The following is a 24,761-nucleotide window of genomic DNA, read 5'->3' as shown; positions in this document are numbered from 1 at the left end:
CTAATATTTATCCAGCACAGTATTAGATGGCTATTTACCGTCGATTTTATTGGTGAAATAATTTTTTGATAGGGTTTATCGTTAGGTGAGCCCTAGAGCCCTAGAGTCGTCGATAGGTGATAGGTGATAGGTGATAGCGTTATACTTAACCAATAGCTAATTAATCAAAAATAATAGCCTATGTTCGCTATACAAAGTCAGTGTGTCGTTATTGTCTAAATTCTGGTCTGTGCTCGGTATAAAATATTGAAGTATTAGATCAACATCGATTCATAAGATTTTTACCCCAAAGGGTACAGTATTATTAGTCCTAATAGACATTGATGTATGTCTAGTGAGGTTGAATCAAATGCTGTTTAGGGGCCAAACCGCTCTTTAGGGGCGCTTACTCTATTGTGTTGAGGGCAAATTAGCATACAACCTTATTTACTTAGCTGCTATGCTTGCCAGAGTATCCTTGTTTTGAGAGTTCGATGGATAAATCCGCTTATTTAGATGCGATGAATATTACTCGCTGGCTTAGTGCCGATAAACCGTTAAAACCTTATTTAGTGTTACATGATCTCGATGCCGATTTGTCTGATCAGATCTTTATTAATGATGTACTGCGTTTATTAAACGTTGAAATTGATCAGTGTGAGTTTGATTGTGAAATGATCAAAGGACCGCAGGTTATATGGGATATGCGTAAGACAAAAGTCCGGCCTCGTGTTGCTTGGATTATCAGTGCTCCATTAACAGATTTACATACTCATGCTGATGAAAAACGCTATTTATGGCAGCAAATATTTCAGCATTTAGATAAAGTGCAACAATTAAGTAAAGGTGAGTCCAATGAGCAACATTGATACTGACTTGATTGTCCCCCTTAGTATTGAGCATGCTGCAGTAATGGCTAAAATTGAAAACCAAGCTCATACTCATCCTTGGTCTGAAACTGGCTTAAGAGAGTGTTTTGGACCTTTATATCGAGCCGTGGGGATTAAGCAGCAAGGTGACTTATTAGGTTTTGCGATAGTACAGCAAATAATTGACGAGGCGACATTACTTGATATTTGTGTTGCACCTGAAAAACAGGGCGTTGGTTTTGGTGGCTTATTAATGCAGCAGCTAATTGATGATGCAAAAAGTGCCGGCGCCGTTGTGTTGATGCTTGAAGTGCGTCAGTCAAATGAGGCGGCAAAATACTTATATGGCAAATTCGGTTTTATTGAGGCAGGGCGACGTAAAGACTATTACCCTGCTAATAATGGCTATGAAGACGCTATTTTAATGGATTTATCATTAGTGTAACGTTTGAATATTGCATCGGGCTTATTGCAGATTTATTAAAATAAAAAACAGCGCTACTTGAGCGCTGTTTTTTTATTCAGTAAGACTCAATTACTTCACTTCTTTACCCTGTGCTTGTAAATCAGCATGGTAGCTTGAACGGACCAATGGACCACAAGCTGCATGGGTAAAACCAAGTTTATCGGCTAATGCTTTCAATTCATCAAATTCAGCTGGTGGAACATAACGTTCAACCGGCAGGTGGAATTTAGACGGTTGTAAGTACTGACCAAGGGTTAGCATTTCAACATTATGAGCACGTAAATCGCGTAATACGTCAGCTATCTCTTCGTTAGTTTCACCTAAGCCCATCATTAAACCAGACTTTGTCGGAATAGTTGGGTGACGCTCTTTAAAGCGCTTAAGCAGATCTAATGACCACTGGTAGTTAGCACCAGGACGCGCTTTGCGATAATGAGCTGGTGCAGTCTCTAGATTGTGATTGAATACATCAGGAGGCTCAGTTGCTAAAATATCTAAAGCAGCATCAATACGGCCACGGAAATCAGGTACAAGTGTTTCAATCTTTATTTCAGGGTTTAATAAGCGAATCTCGCGAATACAATCTGCAAAATGTTGTGCGCCGCCATCACGTAAGTCATCACGGTCAACTGAAGTAATTACTACATATTTTAACTTCATGTCTTTAATGGTTTGCGCTAGTTTTTTAGGCTCATCAGCATCGGCTTTAAGTGGTCGGCCATGGGCTACATCACAAAATGGGCAACGACGAGTACAAATAGCCCCTAAGATCATAAAGGTTGCCGTACCGTGGTTAAAGCATTCTGCTAAGTTAGGACAAGATGCTTCTTCACAAACTGAATGTAATCCATTTTTACGTAATGCTGCTTTTATTTCAAGAATACGTTGATTTGATGAGGGTAATTTTACTCGCAACCAATCTGGCTTTCGCAGCATAGTTTCGCGCTCTGATGGCACGACTTTTATAGGAATTCGAGCGACTTTATCGGCATCACGTAATTTGACACCTGGTTGTAATCTTTCAGGCCTATTCATTATTCTGCTAATCCTTGATGATGTACAATTTGTTGATAGCCCATAATTTGGCTAAAGGTTTGGATTAATTTATCGCCAGCTTCAAGTACCGTCTGTGGTCCGCCCAATGCTTTGCATTGCACCATTTCTAAACCGGCATATCCGCAAGGATTAATACGCTGAAACGGGGCTAAGTCCATATCGACATTGAGTGCTAAGCCGTGAAAAGAGCAACCTTTACGAATGCGTAATCCTAAAGAGGCTACTTTTCGTTCGGTGACATAAACACCTGGAGCATCAGCTTTTGCGTAAGCATTGATATCATAATAAGCGAGCATATCGACAATGCTTTGCTCTATGTTGTTCACTAACTGACGAACACCTAGTTTATTACGTTTGATATCGATAAGTGGATAAACCACTAATTGACCAGGTCCATGATAAGTAACTTGACCACCACGGTCGACTTGAATAACCGGAATATTGCCTGGGTTGAGTATATGCTCGCTTTTACCTGCTTGGCCTTGGGTAAATACTGGTTGATGCTCAACAATCCAAAGTTCATCTTGGCTGTCGCTATCTCGAGTGTCAGTATAGTCCTGCATTGCATGCCATGTTGATTCATAGTCTTGCATGCCAAGATGGCGAACGTGCAGTGTTTGTGCTTGCAAGGGCAACGTCTCCCCCAGGTAAATGTGTGTGTCCATTGAAACAATGGATTAATTCTTGAGTATTATACTCATGTTTATCGATGGAGATGACTTTTCTGGCATTTACAAGACGCGTTTTACGCCTTCAATTGCGGCAAGATCGATGTACGCTTTTTCAATATGTTCTTTGCTGGTAACAGTAATACGGATAGTTACTGAATAGTAACTGCCTTTACTTGATGCTTTAACACTTGGAACATAATCACCAGGAGCAAGTTGTTGTGCAACGGCAACAACACGATCGGCTAAGGTATCATCCGCGTCACCAATTACTTTGAAAGGGCACGAATTAGGAAATTCCATCACTTGGTCAAACGTTGTATTTAACATTAACTTACTCGATTCTGTTTTGGTATTACTAATATGGTGGCGATTATACCCGATTCAAGCCTAATAGATCTGAAAAAATTAAAGCCGCTGATTAGGCGGCTTTAATTAGTTGATTCACTAATAGTTTCATTAGTGAATCATGTAAATTTGATTAATTACTCAAACCAACTAGCAAACATTTGCTTAAAGTAATCCATTAGCTTACTGAACCAACTGCCTTCTTGGACTTCATTTAATGTCACTAATGGGAACTGAGCAATGTCTTTTCCGTCAAGTTGGAAAAAGACCCTACCGACTGTTTCGCCTTTAGCTAGCGGAGCAGTTAACGGCTTAGTTAATTCAAAGTTAGCTTGCAAATCTTTTGCTTTACCACGGCTAATCGTAATAGGGGTATCAGTGATAACACCGAGATCAACGGTTTCTCTATCGCCATACCAAATTTGTTGCGTTACGAAAGTATCGCCAGCTTTATACGGCGTAATGGTTTCAAAGAAACGGAAACCATAGTTAAGCAGTTTTTTGCTTTCAGCTTTACGGGCCGATTCACTTGATGTGCCCATCACTACGCTGATAAGGCGCATACCTTCGCTAGTACCTGATGATACTAGGTTGTAACCTGCACCAGATGTGTGGCCCGTTTTAATACCATCAACATTTAAGCTTTTATCCCATAATAATCCATTACGGTTATATTGCTTAATGCCATTATACGTAAACGATTTTTCTGAATAGACTTTGTATTCTTCTGGCACATCACGAATAAGCGCTGCACCTAAAATGGCCATATCATAAGCTGTGGTTTTATGATTTTCTGAATCTAAACCATGAGAGTTTTCAAAGTAACTATCTTTCATGCCCAATTGCTTGGCCCATGAGTTCATTAGATCAACGAAAGCCCCTTCAGTACCAGCAATGTGTTCAGCCATTGCAACGCAGGCATCATTACCCGATTGAATAATAATACCGCGGTTTAAGTCGTGTACTTTGACTGTCTTACCCACTTCAATAAACATTTTAGATGAGTCTGGGAAATTCTTTGCCCAAGCATTTTTAGTAATAGCGACATCATCATCAAGTGAAATATTACCAACGCGGATTTCATGGCCAATGACATAACTGGTCATCATTTTCGTCAGACTTGCTGGGTTTAAACTTTCGTAAGCATTTTCTTCGGCAATGACTCTGCCAGAATTATAATCCATTAGCACATAGGCTTTAGCCGCAACACTTGGTGCGTCTGGTGTAACCATAGGAGCACGATTTGGTGTTGGACGTATATCAGGTTGTGGCGTTGCTGCGAGTGAAGAAAAACAGACAACTGATGCCAAGAGCATCGTTGTTAATTGAGCGGTTTTGGAAGTCATCATGAAGTTAGCACGTCTCTGGTTAGTCGAAGAAAAGACAAAGATCAATTGGTATAATTTGTTGATTATACATTAGTAGGCAATCATTTCGCATTAAGGTTCATTCATCCAATGTAAATGAACCTTAATGAGACCATTTCGTACCAATATTATGGCTTACGGTACGATAAAGCTCTGCGGATAGCCATCAGCTTGTACACGTTCGAGCAACTTATTGGTCAGATGAATTTGTCTGATAGGGCCCAATTGCAATCTGTGCATACCATTTATCGATGTCACGCGAGAGGTCACGGCATATTTGGTTTCTAGCTGTCTGGCTAGCATATTGATGCGCAGCTTATCTTGGGAGGCGGCAACTTGAATAAAATGATTATCATCATCTTTTAAATCACTAATGACTCGTTCTTCGGGTGAGGCAATGTAAACGGTTTCGATAGCGACTTTTGCGGTTCCTCTAGCCAGCATGCCTAAGTGATAAGCCGCAGCATACGAAAGATCAATCACTCGGCCATGATGAAACGGTCCACGGTCATTTACACGGACAATAATTTGCTTGTTATTGTCTAAGTTAGTCACTTTGACATAACTGGGCAAGGGCAGGTTTTTATGCGCGGCAGACATAGTGTACATATCATAAGTTTCGCCATTAGAGGTTAAATGGCCATGAAACTTTGAACCATACCATGAAGCATGACCTTGCTCTTTAAATCCCTTTCCTGTGTCGAGTACTTGATAGCTTTTACCCAAAACCGAATAGTTACGATTACCTTGTCTGCTGTAAGGTTCGTATTTAGGTTGGGCATTTTTAACCAAGCTAACGTCCGGCGCGTCATCAGGATAACGATCGTCAGTCATCTGATAGCGGCTTTTTTTGCCGGAAGAGGTTTTGTTACCCTCGTTTGACGAACAGCTTATCAGTAATACACTGCTAAAAATGATTAATAGGATGAAACGGTAATTAATGGTCATGTTTATTTACCGATTGGTAATGAGCGTTAAGTTGTTGGCTAAATTGATAAACCGCCATTGCATATAAGGGGCTTCTATTGTATCGGGTGATGACATAAAAGTTTTTTAGTCCTAACCAATACTCAGTATTCTCTGCTTGGTCTAACTTTACTAATAAGGCTTTTTGGGAAGCATCCAAATCTTGGTTATTCGCTAGGCTCAGGGTTGGGCTAAGAATATCTGATACTTTATAATGCAGCTTTTCTTTGGTCCATACTTTAGCTTTAGGTGTTGTGCTACCTGTATGGTTTAACAATAGTGCTACCGGTTGGCCTTTTTGCCATCCATGCTGATGAAAATAATTAGCTACACTACCAATAGCGTCGGCTTTACTGGTTAATAAGTCACGTCGACCGTCACCGTCAAAGTCGACCGCATAATGGCGGTAACTTGATGGAATGAATTGACCATAACCCATTGCGCCAGCGTAAGAGCCTTTTAGGCTACTATTATCAAGTTTTTCTTCTTTGATAAGTGCCATTAAATTAGCGTATTCACTGCGAAAAAACGTTGCTCTAGGTGGATAATAAAAACCTAATGTGTATAACGCATCTTGCACTCGATAATTACCCATATAGCCGCCATAAAAGGTTTCAATACCAATAATGGCAACAATAATTTGTGGGTCAACGTTAAATTTTTCAGAGGCTTGACTAATCACAGCATGGTTTTCTTGCCAAAAAGCTAAGCCTTTTTCTAGGCGCTTGTCGGTTAGGAAAATAGGATAATACTGGTGCCAAGGCTTAGCTTCCCAGGGTTTAGTCATGGCATCAATGATGCTCTGATCGAAGGTGGAAGTAGATAAAAACTGTTCCACCTCAGCCTTGCTAACGCCTTTTTTTACCTGCTCTTTTACAAATGCACTTTGTAATGCTTGGGGATCATTTTCAGTTGCAGCATTGAGATTGAACATGACGCTGCTAAGTAGTGCTAAGCTGGCGATTTGAACGGTTATTTTTGTCATAGTTAAGGTTAATCCTATCGGTCGACAAATCGTCTGTGGGTGTGAATGCTCATTAGAATACCAAAGCCTGTCATTAAGGTCAGCATCGAGGTTCCACCATAGCTTATCAGTGGTAAAGGGACTCCTACTACAGGTAAAATACCTGATACCATGCCAATGTTAACAAAAACATAGACGAAGAATGTTAAGGTGATACTCCCGGCCAATAAGCGTGCAAAGCTAGTCTGTGCTCGTGAAGCAATAACAAGGCCCCTGCCAATCACAAATAAATACATTGCTAATAAGAGTAAACTGCCAATAAGTCCAAACTCTTCGCCTATTACCGCAAAAATAAAGTCGGTGTGACGCTCTGGTAAAAATTCTAATTGTGATTGAGTGCCATCAAGCCAACCTTTGCCCCACATTCCACCAGAACCAATGGCTATTTTAGATTGGATAATATGATAACCCGCGCCCAAAGGATCTTGTTCAGGATTAAACAAGGTTAATACTCGAGTGCGCTGATAATCGTGCATCAAGAAGAACCATAACACAGGTAAAAAGATTAAAATGGCGGTGACAAAACCACCGACAATTAGCCAACTCATGCCTGACAGAAACAACACAAACACCCCTGATGCCGCCACCAAAATAGAGGTGCCTAAGTCAGGTTGTTTTGCAATTAAGAGTGTTGGGATCAATAAAATAATCACCCCACCGGCTAAGTAGCGCTTTTTCGGTGGTAATGGGAATTTACTGATATACCAAGCCATGGTGATAGGGAAGGCTAGTTTTATTAATTCCGACGGCTGAAACTCCATAAATCCGAGATTTAACCAACGTTGTGCACCTTTGTTAATGGTGCCAAATAACTCTACGCCTAACAGTAATATTATTCCGGCGATGTAAATAGGTAATGCCCAACGCCTGAGTATCTCGGGATTGATTTGTGCAAAACAAAACATTACCCCCAGCGACAGTGTCATACGAACCAGCTGGCGTTCCATCATGGCAGGATCTTCACCACTGGCTGAATAGATAACAAAAAGCCCAAACCCCATCAGTATTAATAGGCCGATGAGTAATGGCACATCTATGTGGATATTTTGCCAAAATGATTTTTGATAGGGATGATTATTCACGGTTTTACCGCCCATTTGTCGCGTAACATATACTCATCGAGCAATGCTCTTGCGACCGGGCCGGCATTTTTGCCGCCCCAACCCGCATTTTCAAGTACCACTGCTAAAACAATACGAGGATTTTCATAGGGTGCATAAGCAACCACGAGTGCATTATCGCGCAGGTGATCTGCTATGGTGTCGGCATTATACTTTTGATCTTTGCCGACACTAAATACCTGTGCAGTACCTGTTTTCATTGCGGCGGTATAACTAGCATCAGTAAAGTGCGATTTATCGGCGGTTTGACGCATTGCCTCATTAATGATGTCCCAATTACGCGGATCTTTAAGTTCTATTGGCAACTGCTCATCAATAGGAGAATCAATTTTAACAGTACTATTTTTAAATGATTTTAATAGATGAGGTGTAAATCGTTTGCCTTTATTGGCCATAATTGTCACCGCATTAGCAAGCTGTAATGGGGTCGTAGTCCAATAGCCTTGGCCAATACCCACCGAAATGGTATCGCCGTTATACCAAGGCTGATTATATCGCATTCTTTTCCAGTCTCGGGATGGCATCACCCCATCAGACTCTTCGAAAATATCAATACCAGTACTTTTGCCAAAGCCAAAGCGCTCCATAAATATCGCCATTTTATCAATACCAACTTTGTAGACTAGGTCATAAAAGAAAATATCACAGGACTCAACAATGGCATGGTAGATATCTACCCAGCCATGGCCCCATTTTTTCCAGTCACCCCATTTACGATCAACACCGGGCATTTGCCAATAGCCAGGATCCCAAATACGCGTGCGTTCGCTAATGATTTTCTCTTCCAAACCCAGTAAGGCAACATGCGGCTTTATGGTTGACGCCGGAGAGTATTGTCCTTGGGTTGCGCGGTTAATTAATGGTCTCGATTTATCATTTAACAGGTCATTATAGGCTTTAGAAGAAATACCATGTACAAATGGGTTAGGGTCATATGATGGGCTCGATATCATCGCTAAAACACCACCATCTCTGGGGTCTATTGCCACAACAGATCCTTTACGGCCATCTAACAGTTCCATGGCTTTTTGCTGTAGTTTGAGATCGAGTGTTAGATAGATATCTTGTCCCGGTGTCGGCGGGGTAACTTTGAGGGTACGGATCACTCGGCCACGGTTATTCACTTCTTCTTCGAGGTGGCCTGGAATACCATGAAGCAAACTTTCATAAAATTTTTCAATACCCTGCTTACCAATATCTTTGGTTGCAGCATAGTTTTTCCACTGGCTGCTTTTTTCAAGCAATGCTTTATCGCGGGTATTAATCTTGCCAACATAGCCAAGCACATGGGTCAGTAATGCGTTATAAGGATAATGACGCTTAAGGCCTGCTTCAACGTAAATGCCGGGAAATTTATATTGATTAACACTAAAAATAGCGACTTGTTCGTCGGTTAATTTGCTCTTGATCGTTAACGGCTTAAAACGACGGTGAAACTTGAGCGTTTCAGTAATGTTTTCACGATCATCTTCTGAGAGTTCAATAAAGGTATTAAGCTCATCTAAGGTGGCAGTAATATCCTCGACTTTCTCTGGAATAAGTTCTAAAGAATAATAAGGTTGGTTTTCGGCTAATAGCACACCATGGCGGTCATAAATCAACCCTCTACTCGGCGGAGTTGGAACCACACGGATACGGTTATCATTTGAACGAGTTTCATAGTCTTTGTAAGAGACAACTTGCAGATGATAAAGATTTGAAAATAATATGCAGAGTAATAAGAATACACAAACGAAAGTGAAGAATGCACGGCGTTTAAATAGCGCGGCCTCTGCGGCGTGATCATGCATGGTAATGCGCTTTTTTGGCGACACTTATGCTATCCCCGTCGTTACCAAATGAAAGGTTGGGTTATAAAAAGTCACTGTATCAGCTGATGGGTATGAAAAAAAGAGTAGCATGATAATCATTATCTATAAGCTAAGTTATTCATGCGACTGAGTTTATTCTCTGTGATATGGATGATTGTTATTGACGCTCCAAGCTCGATATAGGCTTTCTGCCACAATAACCCTAACCAAAGGATGAGGTAAGGTTAGGGCAGACAAACACCAGCTTTGGTTGGCCGCCTCTTTGCAAGCAGGTGAAAGTCCTTCTGGGCCACCAATAAGTAAGCTGACATCTCTACCATCTAGTTGCCACTTTGTCATTTGCTCGGCAAGTTCTGGGGTTATCCAGTTTTTACCGGGTAAATCTAAACTAACAATGTGGTTACCTTTGGCTACTGCCGCGAGCATTAATTCGCCTTCCTTATGTAAAATTCGGGCGATATCTGCATTTTTTCCGCGCTTCCCAGCAGGGATTTCGATGAGTTCCAAAGCCATATCTCTAGGAAAACGGCGTTGGTATTCTTCGAAGCCTCGGGTTACCCAGTCAGGCATTTTTGTGCCAACGGCAATAAGCTGTAACTTCATTAGACGCTGTGTTCAGACCAAAGTTTTTCAAGCTCGTAATAATCACGAGTCTGTTCTTGCATCACGTGCAAAATAACTGAGCCTAAATCAACTAAAACCCATTCGCTGCTGTCTCGTCCTTCAACCCCAAGAGGTTGCACGCCAGCATTTTTAGCTGACACGATCACGTGTTCACCAATAGAACGAACGTGTGTTTTCGACGTACCAGTACAAATGATCATGGTGTCGGTGATAGTTGACCGTTTAGAAACATCTATAACAGTAATATTTTTTGCTTTTAAATCATCGACTTTGTCGATAACGAAATCTTTTAGTTCGGTGCCTTGCACTCGAAGTACCTCATAAGTAAAAATTAACGGAGTATTATACTCAAATTCACTGTTAATGCGCAATTAAGCACGGGTAAACAACGGTAGATTTAATTTAGTGGTTGATATTGAGTTAACCAATAATCCTAAGAGTTGTGTTAACCACCTTGGTGATTATTGTGTTAACGATAGAGTCTATGTTGGCGGATATAGTCGGCAGTTGTTTGAGTTAATACGCTGCTGATATCTATATTTTGAGCTAAACGTTGACGGATCTCAGTTGAAGATATATCGACTAACTGGCTGTTGATGCAAAATATTCTGCCATGTTTAGCGTGCTGTGCTGAGTCGAGATAGTCTACGTTTGCTTGTCTAAATAATAGTTGTTTAGTCATTTCGCTATGTGTATCCATTGTCCATCCAGGGCGCTGGCATAGTGCGATATGACACAGATTAAACAATGATTGCCATTGATACCACAAGGGTAGTTGAACAAATGAGTCCATACCCATAATGAAAAAAAATTCATTATCTGGATACTGCAATGTGAGCAAGGTGAGCGTGGTGACACTGTAAGAGGGAGTATCGCGATTGATTTCGATATCACATAGCTCAAATTCTGGGTGCTGTTGGCAAACTAACTTCACCATTTCAAGTCGGTGATGGCTGCTCACTACGGTAGTATTTTTGTGTGGAGGAATATGATTGGGCATTAACCAAATCTGGTCTAAATTAAGTTGCTGTTTTACGTCTAATGCCGGATTAATATGTCCTAGGTGGATAGGGTCGAAGGTGCCGCCCAAAATACCGATACGCATTCGTAATCCTTTTTTAGTGTCAGTCAGTTAATTCAATATGGGCTAAACGGTTATGCGCCCGAGGATCGAATAAAATACATAAATGACTGAGGCCAATCCAATCTTCACGCCCTTTTTGTTTGAGATTTAATTCCAATGCAGAGGCAAATGCGAGCATATGTTCGATATGATCTAAATCTAAGCGCGTTATTGCGGCTTGGTACAGTGGTTTACGTTTATCCCAAATTCGGTGCTGGCCCCACAACTTGCTCAGTTGCTCACCATTATGAACTGCCAGTTTTAAGGTCAGCAACAGGTTAATTTCTTTGAATAAGGCCCACATTAAAATCGGCATAGCAGTGCCTTCGGCCTGTAATTGAGCCAACATGTGCTGCGCGTGTTTTTGATGGTTACCTAGAATGGCATCACAGAGTTGAAATACACTAAAACGAGATTGATCTTCGAAATATTGACTCAGTTGCTCTGGGGTAATATTTTGCTTTGGACTGAGCAACTGTAACAATTGCATTGCTTGTTCGCCAGCCAGTAAGTTACCTTCAAATAAAGTAAACAGCATCGCTTTGGCATCATGGTGAACAGTGAGCTGATAATGAGTAATTCGGCTGTCTAACCAACGTTCAAACTGTTTACCTTCAGGCGTAGTGCAAGGTAAATATATGCCTTTGGCATCAAGCGATTTAAACCATTTGGTATTGGTCTGTTCTGCGCTGGCTTTAGGGCCTTGCACAATGAGTAGCATGTCTGGATTTGGATGTTGCAACAATGTTTGAAATGCCGCCGCGCCTTCGATACCAGGTTTACCTTGTGGTAGGGTTAATTCAATAATCCGTCGACTAGCAAATAAGCTCATTGCTTGCCACTCTTGGACTAAGTCACCCCAATTAAAGCCGCTTTCTTGACTTAATTGCACTCGTTCTTCAAAACCCTGTTTTTTAGCGGCACTAAGAATTAGTTGTTTGCTATTGTCAATTAACCATGGGTCATCGCCAAACAGTAAAAAGCATTGTGGCAGTGGTTTAAGGTGCTGCTTGAGTTGATCCGGATAAACCCGCATTACTCCGCTCCGATTGACGCCAGAGTTTGAATAATATAATCGGCTGCTTGCACACGCATCTCTTTAACTAACAACTCCATTTCACGACTTTTTGCTAATGCTGTACGGGGATCATCCTGATAATCACGGCGAATTTCAGTATCAAAATCTTGCGGATCTTGTCCTGGTAAGGTAACTGAATAATGCACTAAGTAGATCAGCTCATATTCTGCGACATTACCTGTGGGATAAAGTGATAATGTGGCGCGCTCTAGCGAGTCATTGATTAATCGCAGTGTGGGTATTTTTTCTGCTGCATCGACAAGGCTAATGCGGTTGATACGTAATCTGTCACGAACTAAGCGAGTTAACTCACTGTATTCATCACTGCTGCTTAAATGCAATTCAGCTAATTCAGCAGGAATAGAATAACTGCGTTGGAGTTTAAAGCCGCAACCTGCACTGGTGAGTATTACCAATGTCATTATTGCCAATAAAATCTTTTTGGCTAGCATAGTGAGGGTAGGCATCCTTGTTATTGCATCGTTAAAATAAATAACTTACCGCGGTGTAACCCACGGTAAGTTATGTCACTGAAGCGTCATCTCTATCTGCCTATAGGAGCTTTCCCCTATTTGGACGATTTAGTTAGCGACAATACTTAATAGTTTGCCAGGTACGTAAATAACTTTACGAACCGTTAAGCCTTCAGTGTGCTTCTGTACATGTTCATCACTCATGCCTAATGCTTCAACATCTTCTTTTGATGCATCGGCGGCTACTGTGATTTTTGCACGCACTTTACCATTAACTTGAACCACAATCAGTTTACTGTCTTCAACCAATGCAGACTCATCGACTTCTGGCCAGCGGCTGTTTTCAATATCGCCTTCGTTACCCAACTCGTTCCATAACGTAAAGGTCATGTGCGGTACGATAGGGTAAAGTAAACGCGTTACAGCAGACAAGGCTTCAGCAAGTAATGCACGGTCTTGGGCGGTTTCTTGTGATGCTTTGAGTAAATGGTTCATTAGCTCCATTACTGAGGCAACAGCGGTGTTAAACATTTGACGACGCGCAATGTCATCACTGACTTTGGCGATGGTCTTATGTAATTCACGGCGCAATGCTTTTTGATTAGCATTTAATTTGCTGACATCTAGTGCTTCAGTTTTACCTGCGGCAACATGATCGCTTGCTAATTTCCAGAAACGTTTGATGAAGCGATGTGCGCCCTCAACGCCAGACTCTTGCCATTCCAGGGTTAATTCTGGTGGCGAGGCAAACATCATGAATAAACGGACTGTGTCAGCACCGTATTTTTCGACCATGACTTGTGGGTCAATGCCGTTATTCTTTGACTTAGACATCTTACTCATACCGGTGTAAACCAGTTCATGACCTTGATTGTCTATCGCTTTTATCGTGCGGCCTTTGTCATCTTTTTCTACCACAGTCACTTCTAAAGGTGATACCCAAACTCGGGCACCTTTTTTGTTGGTGTAGTAGTAAGCGTCAGCTAATACCATGCCTTGAGTCAGTAATTGCTTTGCTGGCTCATCACTGTTAACTAAGCCTGCGTCACGCAGTAACTTATGGAAGAAGCGGAAATATAACAAATGCATACACGCGTGTTCAATGCCGCCAATGTACTGATCTACTGGTAACCAGTAGTTCGCTTTGGCTGGATCTAACATTTCATCTGCATGCGGGCTACAGTAACGTGCGTAGTACCAAGATGATTCCATAAAGGTGTCAAAGGTATCTGTTTCGCGTGTTGCTGGCTGACCGTTGACAGTGGTTTCGGCCCAAGCTTTATCGGCTTTAATTGGACTTTGAATACCGTCCATCACCACATCTTCTGGCAAAATAACGGGAAGTTGATCTTCAGGCGTTGGCACAACAGTACCATCGGCGAGGGTCACCATTGGAATTGGTGCACCCCAATAACGCTGACGAGACACACCCCAATCGCGTAAACGATAATTGACTTGGCGTTTACCTTTGCCTTCAGCGGTTAATCGAGCATTAATCGCTTCAAAGGCTGCTTGGAAGTCTAAGCCGTCTAGCTCAGGGAAAGTATCACCTGAGTTAAATACCATACCTTTTTCACTGTAGGCTTCTTTGCTAATGTCCAGTTCGCCTTCAATAGGCTTGATCACCGCTTCAATAGCAAGGTTGTATTTAAGTGCAAACTCATAATCGCGCTGATCATGAGCAGGAACCGACATTACTGCACCAGTGCCATAATTCATTAATACAAAGTTAGCCACCCAAACTGGGACTAATTTGCCACTAATTGGATGAACTGCCTGTAAGCCTGTAGCAACACCTTTTTTCTCCATTGAAGCCATCGCAGCTTCTGTGGTGTCGGCATTTTTACATTCTTCTAAAAACTCAGCCAGTTGTGGATTATTTTCAGCAGCCTGTATTGCTAATGGGTGACCTGCTGCAATAGCAACATAGGTGACGCCCATTAAGGTATCCGGACGGGTGGTGTAGATATCAAATGTAGCGTCACTGTCCGCCACTGCAAAGGTCATTTCAATACCTTCACTGCGGCCAATCCAGTTACGCTGCATAGACTTAACCTGTTCAGGCCAGCCATCTAACGTATCAAGGTCGTTAAGCAATTCTTCAGCGTAATCGGTAATTTTAATAAACCACTGCGGAATTTCTTTTTGGATAACCTGGGTATCACAACGCCAACAGCAACCGTCTTGAACTTGTTCGTTCGCCAGTACGGTTTCATCGTTTGGACACCAGTTTACGGATGAGGTTTTTTTGTACACTAAACCTTTTTCATACAACTGAGTGAAAAACCATTGTTCCCAACGATAGTACTCAGGAGTACAGGTAGCGATTTCACGGCTCCAGTCATAACCAAACCCTAATAGCTTGAGTTGGTTCTTCATGTAGTCGATATTTTCGTATGTCCATGGCGCGGGTGAGGTCTTGTTATTGATCGCGGCATTTTCTGCAGGCAGACCAAATGAGTCCCAACCAATCGGTTGCAAAACATTTTTACCTTGCAAACGTTGATATCGTGCTACTACATCGCCTATTGTGTAGTTGCGGACGTGACCCATGTGAAGACGACCTGAAGGATAAGGAAACATTGAAAGACAATAGAATTTCTCTTTGCTTTCATCTTCAGTCACTTCAAATGTTTTATGTTCGTGCCAGTGCTTTTGCACTAAGGCTTCAATTTCTGAGGGATTATATAGCTCTTGCATCAATCTATTTCCGGCCATGCCGCCCATTGTTTGATCTAACGCTCAGCAGCGAGATTTATAACTGCATAGAATAAACCAGAAGTGATCTATTAAAAAGGTGCGTATTAAGGAGTATTACCTATGAGTGGAAAAAGTTCAGCGCTATTAGCCTTATATCAGTCACTATTCGAACAGGTGAAAACCACGTTTGACCAAGATAACTCATTGACAGCTAAAAGTTTGTTTAAGTCAGTGACCCAGGGAAAAGAGTATTTAAAACTTAAATCTCATGCAGATGAAGAAGAGCTCGCATTAGTAGAAGAATTTTTAAAGCGAGACATTGCAGCCTTCCTAAATGAGGAAAATGCCGATAATTTGAGTTTTAGTCCGATGGTCATAGGGATTGAGAATACATTATGGCAGTGGTTGAGCGAAATAACTGATCGTAGCCAGGTAGAATGGCATGAGTTATTACAAGATTTTAAACATCATGGTGTTTATAAGTCTGGGGAAATCATTAACCAAGGTAAACTGACCTGTAATAAGTGTGGTCATCAAATGCAAATTGATTTCCCTGGGGTCATCCCCGACTGTCCAAAATGTGATTTTAACGAGTTTTCTCGGGAGTCGTTAACGCCATAATCTGCAATATTAACGCTTAAAACTCTACTCGGTAACGGTAGTGACTTGCACTGCTGTTACCGATCATTTCATCATAAGCCGTTTGAATTTCTATCATGGCGTAATGAATGCCTTGTTGTTTCAATAACACTTCAGCTTGTTTGATTGAGTTGAGGCTTACCAGTTCCCCGGTTTTATTTCGAGCGCTTCGAAAGTTCCCTTGCTCGTCTTTAACACCGAGCAAATAATGATTTGAGTCGGCATAACTAATAATCGTTGGATATTTAGTTTGTTGGGATATGGCTAATTTTATTTCAAATAGTTGCATCGTAATCTTCACCAATAGTTATTTACTGAGACATTACGAAGCAAGCTGAAGCTTAGTTTATATTGATAGCTTATTTTTAACATCTAAATGCATTTAAAGATGGTTTTAGATTAGCAACCACTGACTACAGTTTGATATTCGGGTGCGGTATTTGCATCTGCGGCTTGAGTATAAGAGAAGTAACAATTGTCATTGATGACCTGGCCATTATCATCTTTATCATATCCGATATAAGTAATAGCAATTCCTTGATATTGAATGGTAAAAGCGTCATCCACAACGATCCATTTTTCAATGTCCGTGTTGTCTAAATAGCCCCATTTTAACCGAGTTTCAAATACTCCGTCGTTGTCTATATCAATATCGATTAAGTCATCGCGGTTTGTGACTGCTTGCACTCGTAAGCTCGTCATTTTTGAACGGGCATACACCAGAGTATTGGCTGTTTTAATGCTGCCCATGAGGCCCGATAGGGTGCGCTGTCTCGCTTCGGTACTCAAGCCAATAAATTTAGGTGCTGCAACCAGCGCTAGAATGCCTAAAATAATGATGACTACAATCAATTCTATTAAGGTAAATCCTTTTGAGAGAACCTGTGTTTGGAGTCGAATCGATTGTGACATCAAATTTTCCTGTTATTTACGTAAGACGTTTCTGACACCAAATAACACTAATAAACCGCACAGTATTAGTAAGGGCAATTGACCTATTTTTCTAAACCATGTTTGCCCTTGATACAGTGGAATATTGGTGACAAGCACTCCGGCTTCAAATTGTGGGATAGCATCTGTTATACGTCCATGTGGATCTACCACGGCAGTAATGCCGTTATTGGTGCCACGCAGTAATGGTTTACCCATTTCAATGGCACGCATTTGGGCAATTTCCATATGTTGTAATGGACCATTTGATGCGCCAAACCAGGCATCGTTTGATACAGTAAGCAACATATCAGTTTCGTTAGTCACACTTGCTCTTACTTGCTCAGGAAAGGCGATTTCGTAACAAATAGCCGGCGCAATGTGATAACCCACAGCGATTAAATTTGGCTGGGTATAATCACCTCGTTGGAATGATGACATCGGTAAATTAAAAAACGGTGCAATAGGGCGCAATAAATCTCCAAATGGTACAAACTCACCAATTGGCAGTAAGTGATGTTTTTTAAACTGATTGTTACCATCACCAATATAATCAGCACTTGGTTGCTGTTTTTTATGATGATTTCCTAACACAATAAGCGAGTTAAAAAATTCGTGTTGTTGGTTGCTAATAATGCCGGTAATTATTGCCGCGTTGTTGATACTGGCAACTTTACTGACATCCATTAAGAAGTCTTCCACCATGGCTTCGGGTGCTGGAATGGCAGCTTCTGGCCAAACAATGATATCGACGCTCGAGGCGTCATCAAACTGTTCGCGAGTCAGATCCATGTATTTAAGCATGGTCGGCCACAGTGCATCGGGTTCCCATTTCATGCTTTGGGGAATATTGCCCTGAACTAAAGCCACTTTAACGGTTTTACCACTGGTCGAAATAGGGTTTAGTAATGGTGCTGCCCAAGCGCTTAATGCCAATATAGGTAATATAATTAACACTGGCAATATGCGCTTTTGGGTTAATAACATTATTGAGCCGGCGACTAATGCGACTAAAAAGCTCAGGCCCAAGGCACCTACAAAGCTGGCTAATTCACTCAGCGGCCCTAATGTTTGGCTATAGCCTGCCCAAATCCAAGGAAAGCCGGTAAATACCCAGCCTCGTAACCATTCTGTAAGCACCCATAACGCTGGGAATAGTCCAAGATAGGTTAAGTATGGATTTAAGCTGTATTTAGAGGTGCGTGATAATTTGCTAAGCAAATACCCCGTTATAGCGGGATAAATGGCAAGGTATAGCGCCAGTATCGCCATTAAGGTTATCGACACAACAATGGGCATACCACCAAATGTGTCAATGCTCACATGAACCCAACTAATGCCAATAGCAAAACAGCCAAAACCGAAACTAAGCCAATAATACACACTTTGTTTAGCGGATAATGCCTGACTTTGCCATAAGGCAAAACTCAATGCTAAGGGAAATACCGCCCAAATTTCATAAGGCGCAAACGATAGGGCCGTACTGGCACCAGCAATAAATGCCGTCACCAGACGGACAATACTCAAAGAAGAGTATAGAGGTTGAGTTTTCTGCACGATTTAGTCGTCGAATTCTTCACTGATATTAGGGTCGGGCAGTTTAACACGAAGTTGCACCAAGCGGCGGTTATCCGCATTAATGACTTTGAACTCAATATTACTAATAACGATGCTTTCATTACGTTCAGGTAAGTGACCGAATGCATGTGACACCATTCCCCCAACCGTATCGAATTCTTCATCGCTAAAGTGGGTGCCACACGCTTCGTTAAAATCTTCTATTTCAGTGAGAGCTTTGACCATAAAGACAGTGTTACTGAGTTTTTTAATTTCAGTGTCTTCAACTGAGTTGTGATCAAATTCATCTTCTATTTCACCGACAATCTCTTCGAGAATATCTTCAATAGTGACTAAGCCTGATACACCGCCATATTCATCGACAACTATTGCCATATGGTAGCGTTGTGAGCGGAATTCTTTAAGTAGAACATCGACGCGTTTGCTTTCTGGTACAACAACAGCAGGTCGTATGACTTGGGCAAGCGTCAAGGGGGCATCAGATTGTTTAAAGCCATATTTGAGCAAGTCTTTGGCCAGTAAAATGCCTTCAATATGATCTTTGTCTTCATTAACAACGGGGAAGCGAGAGTGACCAGAATCCATGACGATTTCTAAAAACTCATCGACGGTCGAGTCTATTTGAATGGTAACAATTTGCGATCTTGGGATCATGATGTCGCGCACGCGAAGGTCGGAAACCTCTAATACACCTTTAATCATTTCGCGTGTGTCTTCTGTAATGAGGTCGCGCATTTCGGCACCTGCAATTACATCAACTAAATCTTCGCGATTTTGAGGTTCGCCCTGAAATAATTGGTTAATTTTATCGAACCAGCTTTTCTTGTGGGCGTTTGTACTCGGGGGGATATCGTCACTCATAATATTTACCTAAACAGGGCTATCTATTAGATATGCCTTGTTTATTTATGCTTCCTTATAGGGATTTGTAAAACCTAAGCCTTCAACAAGTTGGGTCTCTAATGACTCCATCTCATCGGCTTCCTGGTCGATAATATGGTCATAGCCGAGCAAATGCAAGCAGCCGTGTATGACCATGTGTGCCCAGTGTGCGTTTAGCGGTTTATTTTGCTCAATGGCTTCTTGTTCCACCACTTGCGCGCAGATAACGAGGTCACCTAATAAAGGCAATTCAACTTCAGGTGGTGCTTCAAATGGAAATGACAACACATTAGTCGGTTTGTCTTTACCACGATAAGTTAAATTGAGTTGCTGGCTTTCTACAACCTCAACAATACGAATAGTTAACTCGACGATAGGCATTGTCTGACCAATAGCGGTGCGCACCCAGGTTTCAAACTGTGTTTGCGTCGGTAAATTTACGTTATCGACGGCAATTTGTAGGTCGAGGTCGAGTGATATTTCTTGCTGGCTCATTGAGGGGTAGCCTCTTTTTCAAGTAACTGGCGTTTCTGTTCTCGTTCGCGATAGGCTTGATCTTTCGCGGCTTTTTCGATTTGTTCTTGTTGCTCAAATGCTTCATAGGCTTCAACAATTCGAGCGACCACAGGATGACGAACTACATCTTGGGCAACAAAGAAGTTAAAGCTGATTTCAGATACTTCACTAAGCACCTCAATTGCGTGGCGCAAACCTGACTTTTGGCTACGAGGTAAATCAATTTGAGTAATGTCGCCAGTGATCACCGCACGAGAATTAAACCCAATACGGGTTAAGAACATTTTCATTTGTTCAACTGTGGTGTTTTGGGCTTCATCTAAAATAATGAAAGCATCGTTGAGCGTCCGGCCACGCATGTAAGCGAGCGGGGCGACTTCAATTACGCCGCGTTCAATGAGTTTTTCAACTTTCTCAAACCCCATCATCTCAAACAAGGCATCATAAAGTGGGCGTAAATAGGGATCGACTTTTTGGCTTAAATCGCCCGGTAAAAAACCGAGTTTCTCGCCAGCTTCAACCGCAGGACGAGTTAATAGAATGCGGCGTACTTCCTGGCGTTCGTAGGCATCAACTGCCGCAGCAACGGCAAGGTAAGTTTTACCGGTACCCGCTGGGCCAATACCAAAACTAATGTCGTGACGAGTAATGTTATGCATGTACACACTTTGATTAGGTGTACGAGGTTTAATGACACCACGCTTGGTTTTTATATGAATGCTCGTGTCGTTATTGTCTTGTTGTGCTTCAAGGTTAATGGCTTCTTGAATCGCGAGATGAATAACTTCTGGTTCTAGATCCGGTGTGCTGCCTTTTACGGTTTGGGTTTCAATGTATAACTGACGTAATAAGTTATTGGCATTGAGTGCATTTCGTGGCAAGCCGACAATCGTAAAATGGTTGTCTTTATGGACAATCTCAACACCTAATCGGCGTTCAAGTTGTTTGATGTTGTCATCAAATGGGCCACATAATGAAACGAGGCGACGAGTATCTGCAGGTTCAAGATACACATTCATGGTGGTAACTTTAGTGGTCAAATAAGGCTCCAGGTTTTGCTGTTGCACAAAAATAATGGCTTTAAAATATCATATTATAATAATGATAGTTTACGAGTCTCAATGTGGAATTACCATAATATGGCTAATTTTAGGCAAAATTAAAGGCGGACAAGCCGCCTTTAATAATGATGACACAACAAACATTAATTACGGCTTAAAGTGGGTAACACCTAAGGCGTCATCTTGCTTGTGTTTAGCCATAATATCAGCGGGTTGTAAACTGCGACGTAAATCCATTTCATCTTCACCACGGACAAATTCACCGCGTAATGAGTTGGTATACACATCAACAATTTTCACATCAACAAAGCTGCCGATATGAGTATGGGCAGCTTCAAAATTAACGACTCGACTGTTTTCAGTACGACCACGAAGCTCCATTGGATTCTTTACCGATGGACCTTCGACTAAAATACGTTGAACCGAGCCTAACATATGACGGCTATAACGCATTGCTTGTTGCGTAATACGCTCTTGTAAAATGGCTAAACGTTGTTTCTTTTCTTCTTCGCTAACATCATCTGGCAAGTCGGCCGCAGGTGTACCTGGACGTGCACTGTAGATAAAGCTAAAGCTGTGGTCAAAGCCAACATCTTCTATCAACTTCATGGTATCAGCGAAATCTTGTTTAGATTCACCAGGGAAACCAATAATAAAGTCTGAACTGATTTGAATATCAGGACGTGCTTTACGCAGACGACGAATAATCGACTTGTACTCAATCGCCATGTGACCGCGTTTCATTTGGGTCAAAATACGATCTGAACCTGATTGTACCGGTAAATGCAGGAAGCTCACCAATTCTGGGGTGTCTTCATATACATCGATAATATCTTGGCTAAATTCAATAGGGTGGCTGGTGGTAAAACGCAGGCGATCGATGCCGTCAATTGATGCGACTAAGCGTAACAGTTCCGCAAAGGTGCAAATTTCATCATCATGGGTTGCACCGCGGTAAGCGTTAACGTTTTGGCCAAGTAAATTGACTTCACGTACGCCTTGAGCGGCTAATTGAGCCACTTCAAGAATAACGTCATCCAATGGACGGCTGACTTCTTCACCACGGGTGTATGGCACTACACAGAAAGAGCAGTATTTACTGCAACCTTCCATAATAGACACGAATGCCGTTGGACCGTCAGCGCGAGGCTCAGGAAGACGATCGAATTTTTCAATTTCTGGAAAACTGATGTCGATAACGACTTTTTCGCCACGTTGGATCTGGTCAATCATCTCAGGTAAACGGTGCAGCGTTTGTGGGCCAAAGATAATATCAACGCATTGAGCGCGATCTTTAATCGCTTTACCTTCTTGCGAGGCAACACAACCACCCACCCCAATAATTAAATTAGGATTTTTATCTTTTAAAGATTTCCAACGTCCTAGCTGATGGAAAACCTTCTCCTGTGCTTTTTCACGAATAGAGCAAGTATTAAGCAGCAGTACATCTGCTTCGCTTGCATCATCGGTCAAGGTATATCCTTGATAGTCGTCTAATAAATCAGCCATCTTTGATGAGTCGTACTCATTCATTTGACAGCCCCAGGTTTTAATATGAAGTTTTTTACTCATCAGTGCTCGCCGGTAAATCACAGTAAAAATAGCGCGACATTTTACCTGTTGTCAGGCGGTCTGGCTAGTACTAGTGCAAGTTTGATCCATTTGAATATAAATTTTGTAATAGCCTTAAAAATAGTAATGACTAATGGTTTGAATTAAACTGGATGAATTAAGTCCAGTCGGAAGTAAGCTTAATGACTATTTACCCTTGTTCCTAAAGTGCTTTAATAAGTTGTTTTGGGCTTAAGTTACGATTATAGCCTTGCTACATTGCCGTGGTTTGTTGATATAGGGCATAATTGAGCATATCGAGGATATGCCATTGTCGTGGTTTCATTCTTGTTTTACTGCCGTAATGGTATTTACAGATCCTGCAACAAAGCATGAGATGTCGCGGGGTAAAGCGATAACACCAACGAGCAAGCAAGTATGTTACCAAGTAAGCCATAGTCGCTGTCATAGCGTATAGATTAATCACTGTTGATACCCAATGTGGATTAAGTTAATTCAATCTGTACATTAGGCCGTCATAACACAGTGTCATTATAATATTTAATCATGTGTTAGCTTTTTAGATGCCTTGATACGGGTTTCGCCTTGTCGACTGCCATACTGAACATAAACTCATTTCACTATTTATGGATGTAAACACAATGCAAGATGCTTCATTCACATCAACCAATTCCCCTAGTCATGCTCGTCATTATGATGTTGTCGTTGTGGGCGGCGGAATGGTCGGTGCAGCAGCAGCGATTGGGTTAGGTCAATTAGGCTTAAGTGTTGCGGTTATAGAGTCTCGCCAACCGCAGCCTTATGATGTAGAACAGCCTTTAGATGTTCGAGTTTCAGCCGTCAGTGTGGCATCTGAACAATTGTTAACCCGTTTGGGCGCCATGGATGAACTGCTTTCTATGCGTCATGCTCCTTACACAGGCCTAGAAACATGGGAGCTCGACGGTTGCCTTACTGCATTTAGCGCTGAACAAGTTGGTCAATCGCACTTAGGTTACTTTTTTGAAAACCGGTTAATTCAGCTCAGTTTATGGCAACAACTGCGTAGCATGGATAATGTGGCCTTATTATGCCCGCATAAAGTGATGCAGTTTTCACGTTTAAGTGACAATCATCAAGTTACCATTTTGCTTGATAATGGCGCTACACTTTCGACCAAACTCCTTATTGGTGCAGATGGTGCTAATTCGCAAGTACGCCAGTGGGCTGGCATTGGCGTCACCGGATGGGATTATGCTCAATCGGCGATGTTAATTAATATTACTACGCAAACACCACAGCAGTCAGTTACCTGGCAGCAATTTACGCCAGCAGGCCCTAGAAGCTTATTACCACTGCCAGGGAATCACGCTTCATTAGTGTGGTATGACGATGCTAATCGAATTAAACAGTTATCCCAGCTTAATGATGTGCAATTAGCTGAACAAATTAAACAGCATTTTCCGCCTCGTTTAGATCCAGATTTTACGGTTGATAATCGTGGTAGTTTTACCTTAACTCGACGACATGCACAGCAATACTATCAAGATAACTTAGTGATTATTGGTGATGCTGCCCACACTATTAATCCTTTAGCTGGCCAAGGGGTCAATATTGGTTTTAAAGATGTCGATGTGCTGGTGGCCCAAATTGCTAATGCTATGGGCAGTGGTGACACATGGTGGGACACTCGTGTGCTTAAGCGTTATCAGCAAGCACGTTATTACGACAATCAGCTAATGATGACCGCGATGGATGCATTTTATGCGAGTTTTAGTAATAATTTACTGCCATTAAAACTACTGCGCAACGGCGCACTGAAATTGGCAAACATAGATTCACCGTTAAAGCGCAAAGTACTCAAATATGCTCTTGGACTGAATTAAACGTTCACTTGAGTAAAACGCTGCTTTATTGATTTACTTTTTTAG

Annotated in this window: 25 protein-coding genes; 4 read left to right on the top strand and 21 right to left on the bottom strand. The window is 41.7% G+C overall.

The genetic code is table 11. The annotated features are described in order from the left end of the window. Positions 1-473: 473 nt before the first annotated feature. Both EGC82_RS17915 and rimI read left to right on the top strand, forming a co-directional pair. Positions 474-848 (top strand): hypothetical protein, encoded by a 375-nt coding sequence (locus tag EGC82_RS17915; protein WP_124731956.1) that lies wholly within the window; start codon positions 474-476, stop codon positions 846-848. Then, positions 835-1,293 (top strand): ribosomal protein S18-alanine N-acetyltransferase, encoded by a 459-nt coding sequence (gene rimI, locus EGC82_RS17910; protein WP_124731955.1) that lies wholly within the window; start codon positions 835-837, stop codon positions 1,291-1,293. The genes EGC82_RS17915 and rimI overlap by 14 nt, the downstream gene beginning before the upstream one ends. 90 nt (positions 1,294-1,383) lie before the next feature. Here rimI and lipA read toward each other — a convergent pair whose 3' ends face one another. The 14 genes from lipA to leuS form a co-directional block, all read right to left on the bottom strand. Then, positions 1,384-2,349, bottom strand: a complete 966-nt coding sequence (lipA, locus tag EGC82_RS17905) for a lipoyl synthase (protein ID WP_124731954.1) — start codon at positions 2,347-2,349, stop codon at positions 1,384-1,386. Then, complete coding sequence (lipB, locus tag EGC82_RS17900; protein ID WP_124731953.1) at positions 2,349-2,999, bottom strand: lipoyl(octanoyl) transferase LipB; 651 nt, start codon at positions 2,997-2,999, stop codon at positions 2,349-2,351. The genes lipA and lipB overlap by 1 nt, the downstream gene beginning before the upstream one ends. Before the next feature lie 102 nt (positions 3,000-3,101). Beyond that, on the bottom strand, positions 3,102-3,368 hold the full coding sequence (gene ybeD / locus EGC82_RS17895) for a DUF493 family protein YbeD (protein ID WP_011636177.1): 267 nt from the start codon (positions 3,366-3,368) through the stop codon (positions 3,102-3,104). Between the two features lie 155 nt (positions 3,369-3,523). After that, positions 3,524-4,735: a serine hydrolase gene (locus tag EGC82_RS17890; protein ID WP_124731952.1), complete on the bottom strand. Its 1,212-nt coding sequence runs from the start codon at positions 4,733-4,735 to the stop codon at positions 3,524-3,526. A gap of 153 nt (positions 4,736-4,888) precedes the next feature. Further along, complete coding sequence (locus tag EGC82_RS17885; protein WP_124731951.1) at positions 4,889-5,701, bottom strand: septal ring lytic transglycosylase RlpA family protein; 813 nt, start codon at positions 5,699-5,701, stop codon at positions 4,889-4,891. Beyond that, entirely contained in the window at positions 5,691-6,653 is a 963-nt protein-coding gene (gene mltB, locus EGC82_RS17880; RefSeq protein ID WP_244212595.1) for a lytic murein transglycosylase B, read from the bottom strand. Before mltB ends, EGC82_RS17885 begins: the two co-directional genes overlap by 11 nt. 65 nt (positions 6,654-6,718) lie before the next feature. Then, positions 6,719-7,840, bottom strand: coding sequence for a rod shape-determining protein RodA (gene rodA, locus EGC82_RS17875; RefSeq protein WP_415837667.1), 1,122 nt, complete (start codon positions 7,838-7,840; stop codon positions 6,719-6,721). Further along, positions 7,822-9,678, bottom strand: a complete 1,857-nt coding sequence (gene mrdA, locus EGC82_RS17870; protein WP_124731948.1) for a penicillin-binding protein 2 — start codon at positions 9,676-9,678, stop codon at positions 7,822-7,824. The genes rodA and mrdA overlap by 19 nt, the downstream gene beginning before the upstream one ends. Before the next feature lie 129 nt (positions 9,679-9,807). Next, the gene (gene rlmH, locus EGC82_RS17865) at positions 9,808-10,278 is read right to left on the bottom strand and encodes a 23S rRNA (pseudouridine(1915)-N(3))-methyltransferase RlmH (RefSeq protein WP_124731947.1); all 471 of its coding nucleotides are present in this window, start codon (positions 10,276-10,278) and stop codon (positions 9,808-9,810) included. After that, positions 10,278-10,607 (bottom strand): ribosome silencing factor, encoded by a 330-nt coding sequence (gene rsfS, locus EGC82_RS17860; RefSeq protein WP_011636184.1) that lies wholly within the window; start codon positions 10,605-10,607, stop codon positions 10,278-10,280. Before rsfS ends, rlmH begins: the two co-directional genes overlap by 1 nt. 161 nt (positions 10,608-10,768) lie before the next feature. Then, entirely contained in the window at positions 10,769-11,404 is a 636-nt protein-coding gene (gene nadD / locus EGC82_RS17855) for a nicotinate-nucleotide adenylyltransferase (protein WP_124731946.1), read from the bottom strand. A 19-nt stretch (positions 11,405-11,423) separates the two neighbouring features. After that, the gene (gene holA, locus EGC82_RS17850) at positions 11,424-12,458 is read right to left on the bottom strand and encodes a DNA polymerase III subunit delta (RefSeq protein ID WP_124731945.1); all 1,035 of its coding nucleotides are present in this window, start codon (positions 12,456-12,458) and stop codon (positions 11,424-11,426) included. After that, positions 12,458-12,952 (bottom strand): LPS-assembly lipoprotein LptE, encoded by a 495-nt coding sequence (locus EGC82_RS17845; protein WP_124732700.1) that lies wholly within the window; start codon positions 12,950-12,952, stop codon positions 12,458-12,460. The genes holA and EGC82_RS17845 overlap by 1 nt, the downstream gene beginning before the upstream one ends. Positions 12,953-13,081: 129 nt before the next feature. Then, positions 13,082-15,673: a leucine--tRNA ligase gene (leuS, locus tag EGC82_RS17840; protein WP_124732699.1), complete on the bottom strand. Its 2,592-nt coding sequence runs from the start codon at positions 15,671-15,673 to the stop codon at positions 13,082-13,084. 120 nt (positions 15,674-15,793) lie between these two features. Here leuS and EGC82_RS17835 point away from each other — a divergent pair, with 120 nt between their 5' ends. Further along, a complete protein-coding gene (locus EGC82_RS17835; protein WP_124731944.1) occupies positions 15,794-16,294 on the top strand; it encodes a zinc ribbon-containing protein in 501 nt (166 codons plus the stop codon). Positions 16,295-16,310: 16 nt separating this feature from the next. Here the strand turns inward: EGC82_RS17835 and EGC82_RS17830 are convergent, their stop codons facing one another. The 7 genes from EGC82_RS17830 to miaB all read right to left on the bottom strand — a co-directional run bounded on the left by EGC82_RS17830 (position 16,311) and on the right by miaB (position 22,851). Beyond that, entirely contained in the window at positions 16,311-16,601 is a 291-nt protein-coding gene (locus tag EGC82_RS17830) for a DUF6482 family protein (RefSeq protein ID WP_164839158.1), read from the bottom strand. 110 nt (positions 16,602-16,711) lie between these two features. After that, positions 16,712-17,224, bottom strand: coding sequence for a prepilin-type N-terminal cleavage/methylation domain-containing protein (locus EGC82_RS17825; RefSeq protein WP_124731942.1), 513 nt, complete (start codon positions 17,222-17,224; stop codon positions 16,712-16,714). A 12-nt stretch (positions 17,225-17,236) separates the two neighbouring features. Continuing rightward, the gene (gene lnt, locus EGC82_RS17820) at positions 17,237-18,799 is read right to left on the bottom strand and encodes an apolipoprotein N-acyltransferase (protein WP_124731941.1); all 1,563 of its coding nucleotides are present in this window, start codon (positions 18,797-18,799) and stop codon (positions 17,237-17,239) included. Between the two features lie 3 nt (positions 18,800-18,802). Beyond that, a complete protein-coding gene (gene corC / locus EGC82_RS17815; RefSeq protein ID WP_124731940.1) occupies positions 18,803-19,681 on the bottom strand; it encodes a CNNM family magnesium/cobalt transport protein CorC in 879 nt (292 codons plus the stop codon). A gap of 45 nt (positions 19,682-19,726) precedes the next feature. Continuing rightward, positions 19,727-20,197 carry an rRNA maturation RNase YbeY gene (gene ybeY / locus EGC82_RS17810; RefSeq protein WP_124731939.1) on the bottom strand — a complete coding sequence of 157 codons (471 nt, stop codon included), beginning with the start codon at positions 20,195-20,197 and terminating at the stop codon, positions 19,727-19,729. Then, positions 20,194-21,258 carry a PhoH family protein gene (locus EGC82_RS17805; RefSeq protein ID WP_124731938.1) on the bottom strand — a complete coding sequence of 355 codons (1,065 nt, stop codon included), beginning with the start codon at positions 21,256-21,258 and terminating at the stop codon, positions 20,194-20,196. The genes ybeY and EGC82_RS17805 overlap by 4 nt, the downstream gene beginning before the upstream one ends. A gap of 168 nt (positions 21,259-21,426) precedes the next feature. Beyond that, on the bottom strand, positions 21,427-22,851 hold the full coding sequence (miaB, locus tag EGC82_RS17800) for a tRNA (N6-isopentenyl adenosine(37)-C2)-methylthiotransferase MiaB (RefSeq protein ID WP_124731937.1): 1,425 nt from the start codon (positions 22,849-22,851) through the stop codon (positions 21,427-21,429). 641 nt (positions 22,852-23,492) lie between these two features. On the opposite strand from miaB, the gene EGC82_RS17795 reads away from it, so the two are divergent. Continuing rightward, the gene (locus EGC82_RS17795; protein ID WP_244212484.1) at positions 23,493-24,716 is read left to right on the top strand and encodes an FAD-dependent monooxygenase; all 1,224 of its coding nucleotides are present in this window, start codon (positions 23,493-23,495) and stop codon (positions 24,714-24,716) included. The last annotated feature ends 45 nt before the right edge of the window (positions 24,717-24,761 follow it).

Source organism: Shewanella livingstonensis (genome assembly GCF_003855395.1).
Lineage (GTDB): Bacteria > Pseudomonadota > Gammaproteobacteria > Enterobacterales > Shewanellaceae > Shewanella > Shewanella livingstonensis.
The sequence above is the reverse complement of the archived record's forward strand: the minus strand, read 5'-3'. Positions and strand labels throughout refer to the sequence as shown.

Coding starts and splice junctions, on each gene's coding strand:
- EGC82_RS17915 (WP_124731956.1), top strand. CDS start 474: ATGGATAAATCCGCTTATTTAGATGCGATGAATATTACTCGCTGGCTT.
- rimI (WP_124731955.1), top strand. CDS start 835: ATGAGCAACATTGATACTGACTTGATTGTCCCCCTTAGTATTGAGCAT.
- lipA (WP_124731954.1), bottom strand. CDS start 2,349: ATGAATAGGCCTGAAAGATTACAACCAGGTGTCAAATTACGTGATGCC.
- ybeD (WP_011636177.1), bottom strand. CDS start 3,368: ATGTTAAATACAACGTTTGACCAAGTGATGGAATTTCCTAATTCGTGC.
- EGC82_RS17890 (WP_124731952.1), bottom strand. CDS start 4,735: ATGATGACTTCCAAAACCGCTCAATTAACAACGATGCTCTTGGCATCA.
- EGC82_RS17885 (WP_124731951.1), bottom strand. CDS start 5,701: ATGACCATTAATTACCGTTTCATCCTATTAATCATTTTTAGCAGTGTA.
- mltB (WP_244212595.1), bottom strand. CDS start 6,653: ATGTTCAATCTCAATGCTGCAACTGAAAATGATCCCCAAGCATTACAA.
- rodA (WP_415837667.1), bottom strand. CDS start 7,840: ATGGGCGGTAAAACCGTGAATAATCATCCCTATCAAAAATCATTTTGG.
- rlmH (WP_124731947.1), bottom strand. CDS start 10,278: ATGAAGTTACAGCTTATTGCCGTTGGCACAAAAATGCCTGACTGGGTA.
- nadD (WP_124731946.1), bottom strand. CDS start 11,404: ATGCGTATCGGTATTTTGGGCGGCACCTTCGACCCTATCCACCTAGGA.
- holA (WP_124731945.1), bottom strand. CDS start 12,458: ATGCGGGTTTATCCGGATCAACTCAAGCAGCACCTTAAACCACTGCCA.
- EGC82_RS17845 (WP_124732700.1), bottom strand. CDS start 12,952: ATGCTAGCCAAAAAGATTTTATTGGCAATAATGACATTGGTAATACTC.
- leuS (WP_124732699.1), bottom strand. CDS start 15,673: ATGCAAGAGCTATATAATCCCTCAGAAATTGAAGCCTTAGTGCAAAAG.
- EGC82_RS17835 (WP_124731944.1), top strand. CDS start 15,794: ATGAGTGGAAAAAGTTCAGCGCTATTAGCCTTATATCAGTCACTATTC.
- EGC82_RS17830 (WP_164839158.1), bottom strand. CDS start 16,601: ATGCAACTATTTGAAATAAAATTAGCCATATCCCAACAAACTAAATAT.
- EGC82_RS17825 (WP_124731942.1), bottom strand. CDS start 17,224: ATGTCACAATCGATTCGACTCCAAACACAGGTTCTCTCAAAAGGATTT.
- corC (WP_124731940.1), bottom strand. CDS start 19,681: ATGAGTGACGATATCCCCCCGAGTACAAACGCCCACAAGAAAAGCTGG.
- ybeY (WP_124731939.1), bottom strand. CDS start 20,197: ATGAGCCAGCAAGAAATATCACTCGACCTCGACCTACAAATTGCCGTC.
- miaB (WP_124731937.1), bottom strand. CDS start 22,851: ATGAGTAAAAAACTTCATATTAAAACCTGGGGCTGTCAAATGAATGAG.
- EGC82_RS17795 (WP_244212484.1), top strand. CDS start 23,493: ATGCAAGATGCTTCATTCACATCAACCAATTCCCCTAGTCATGCTCGT.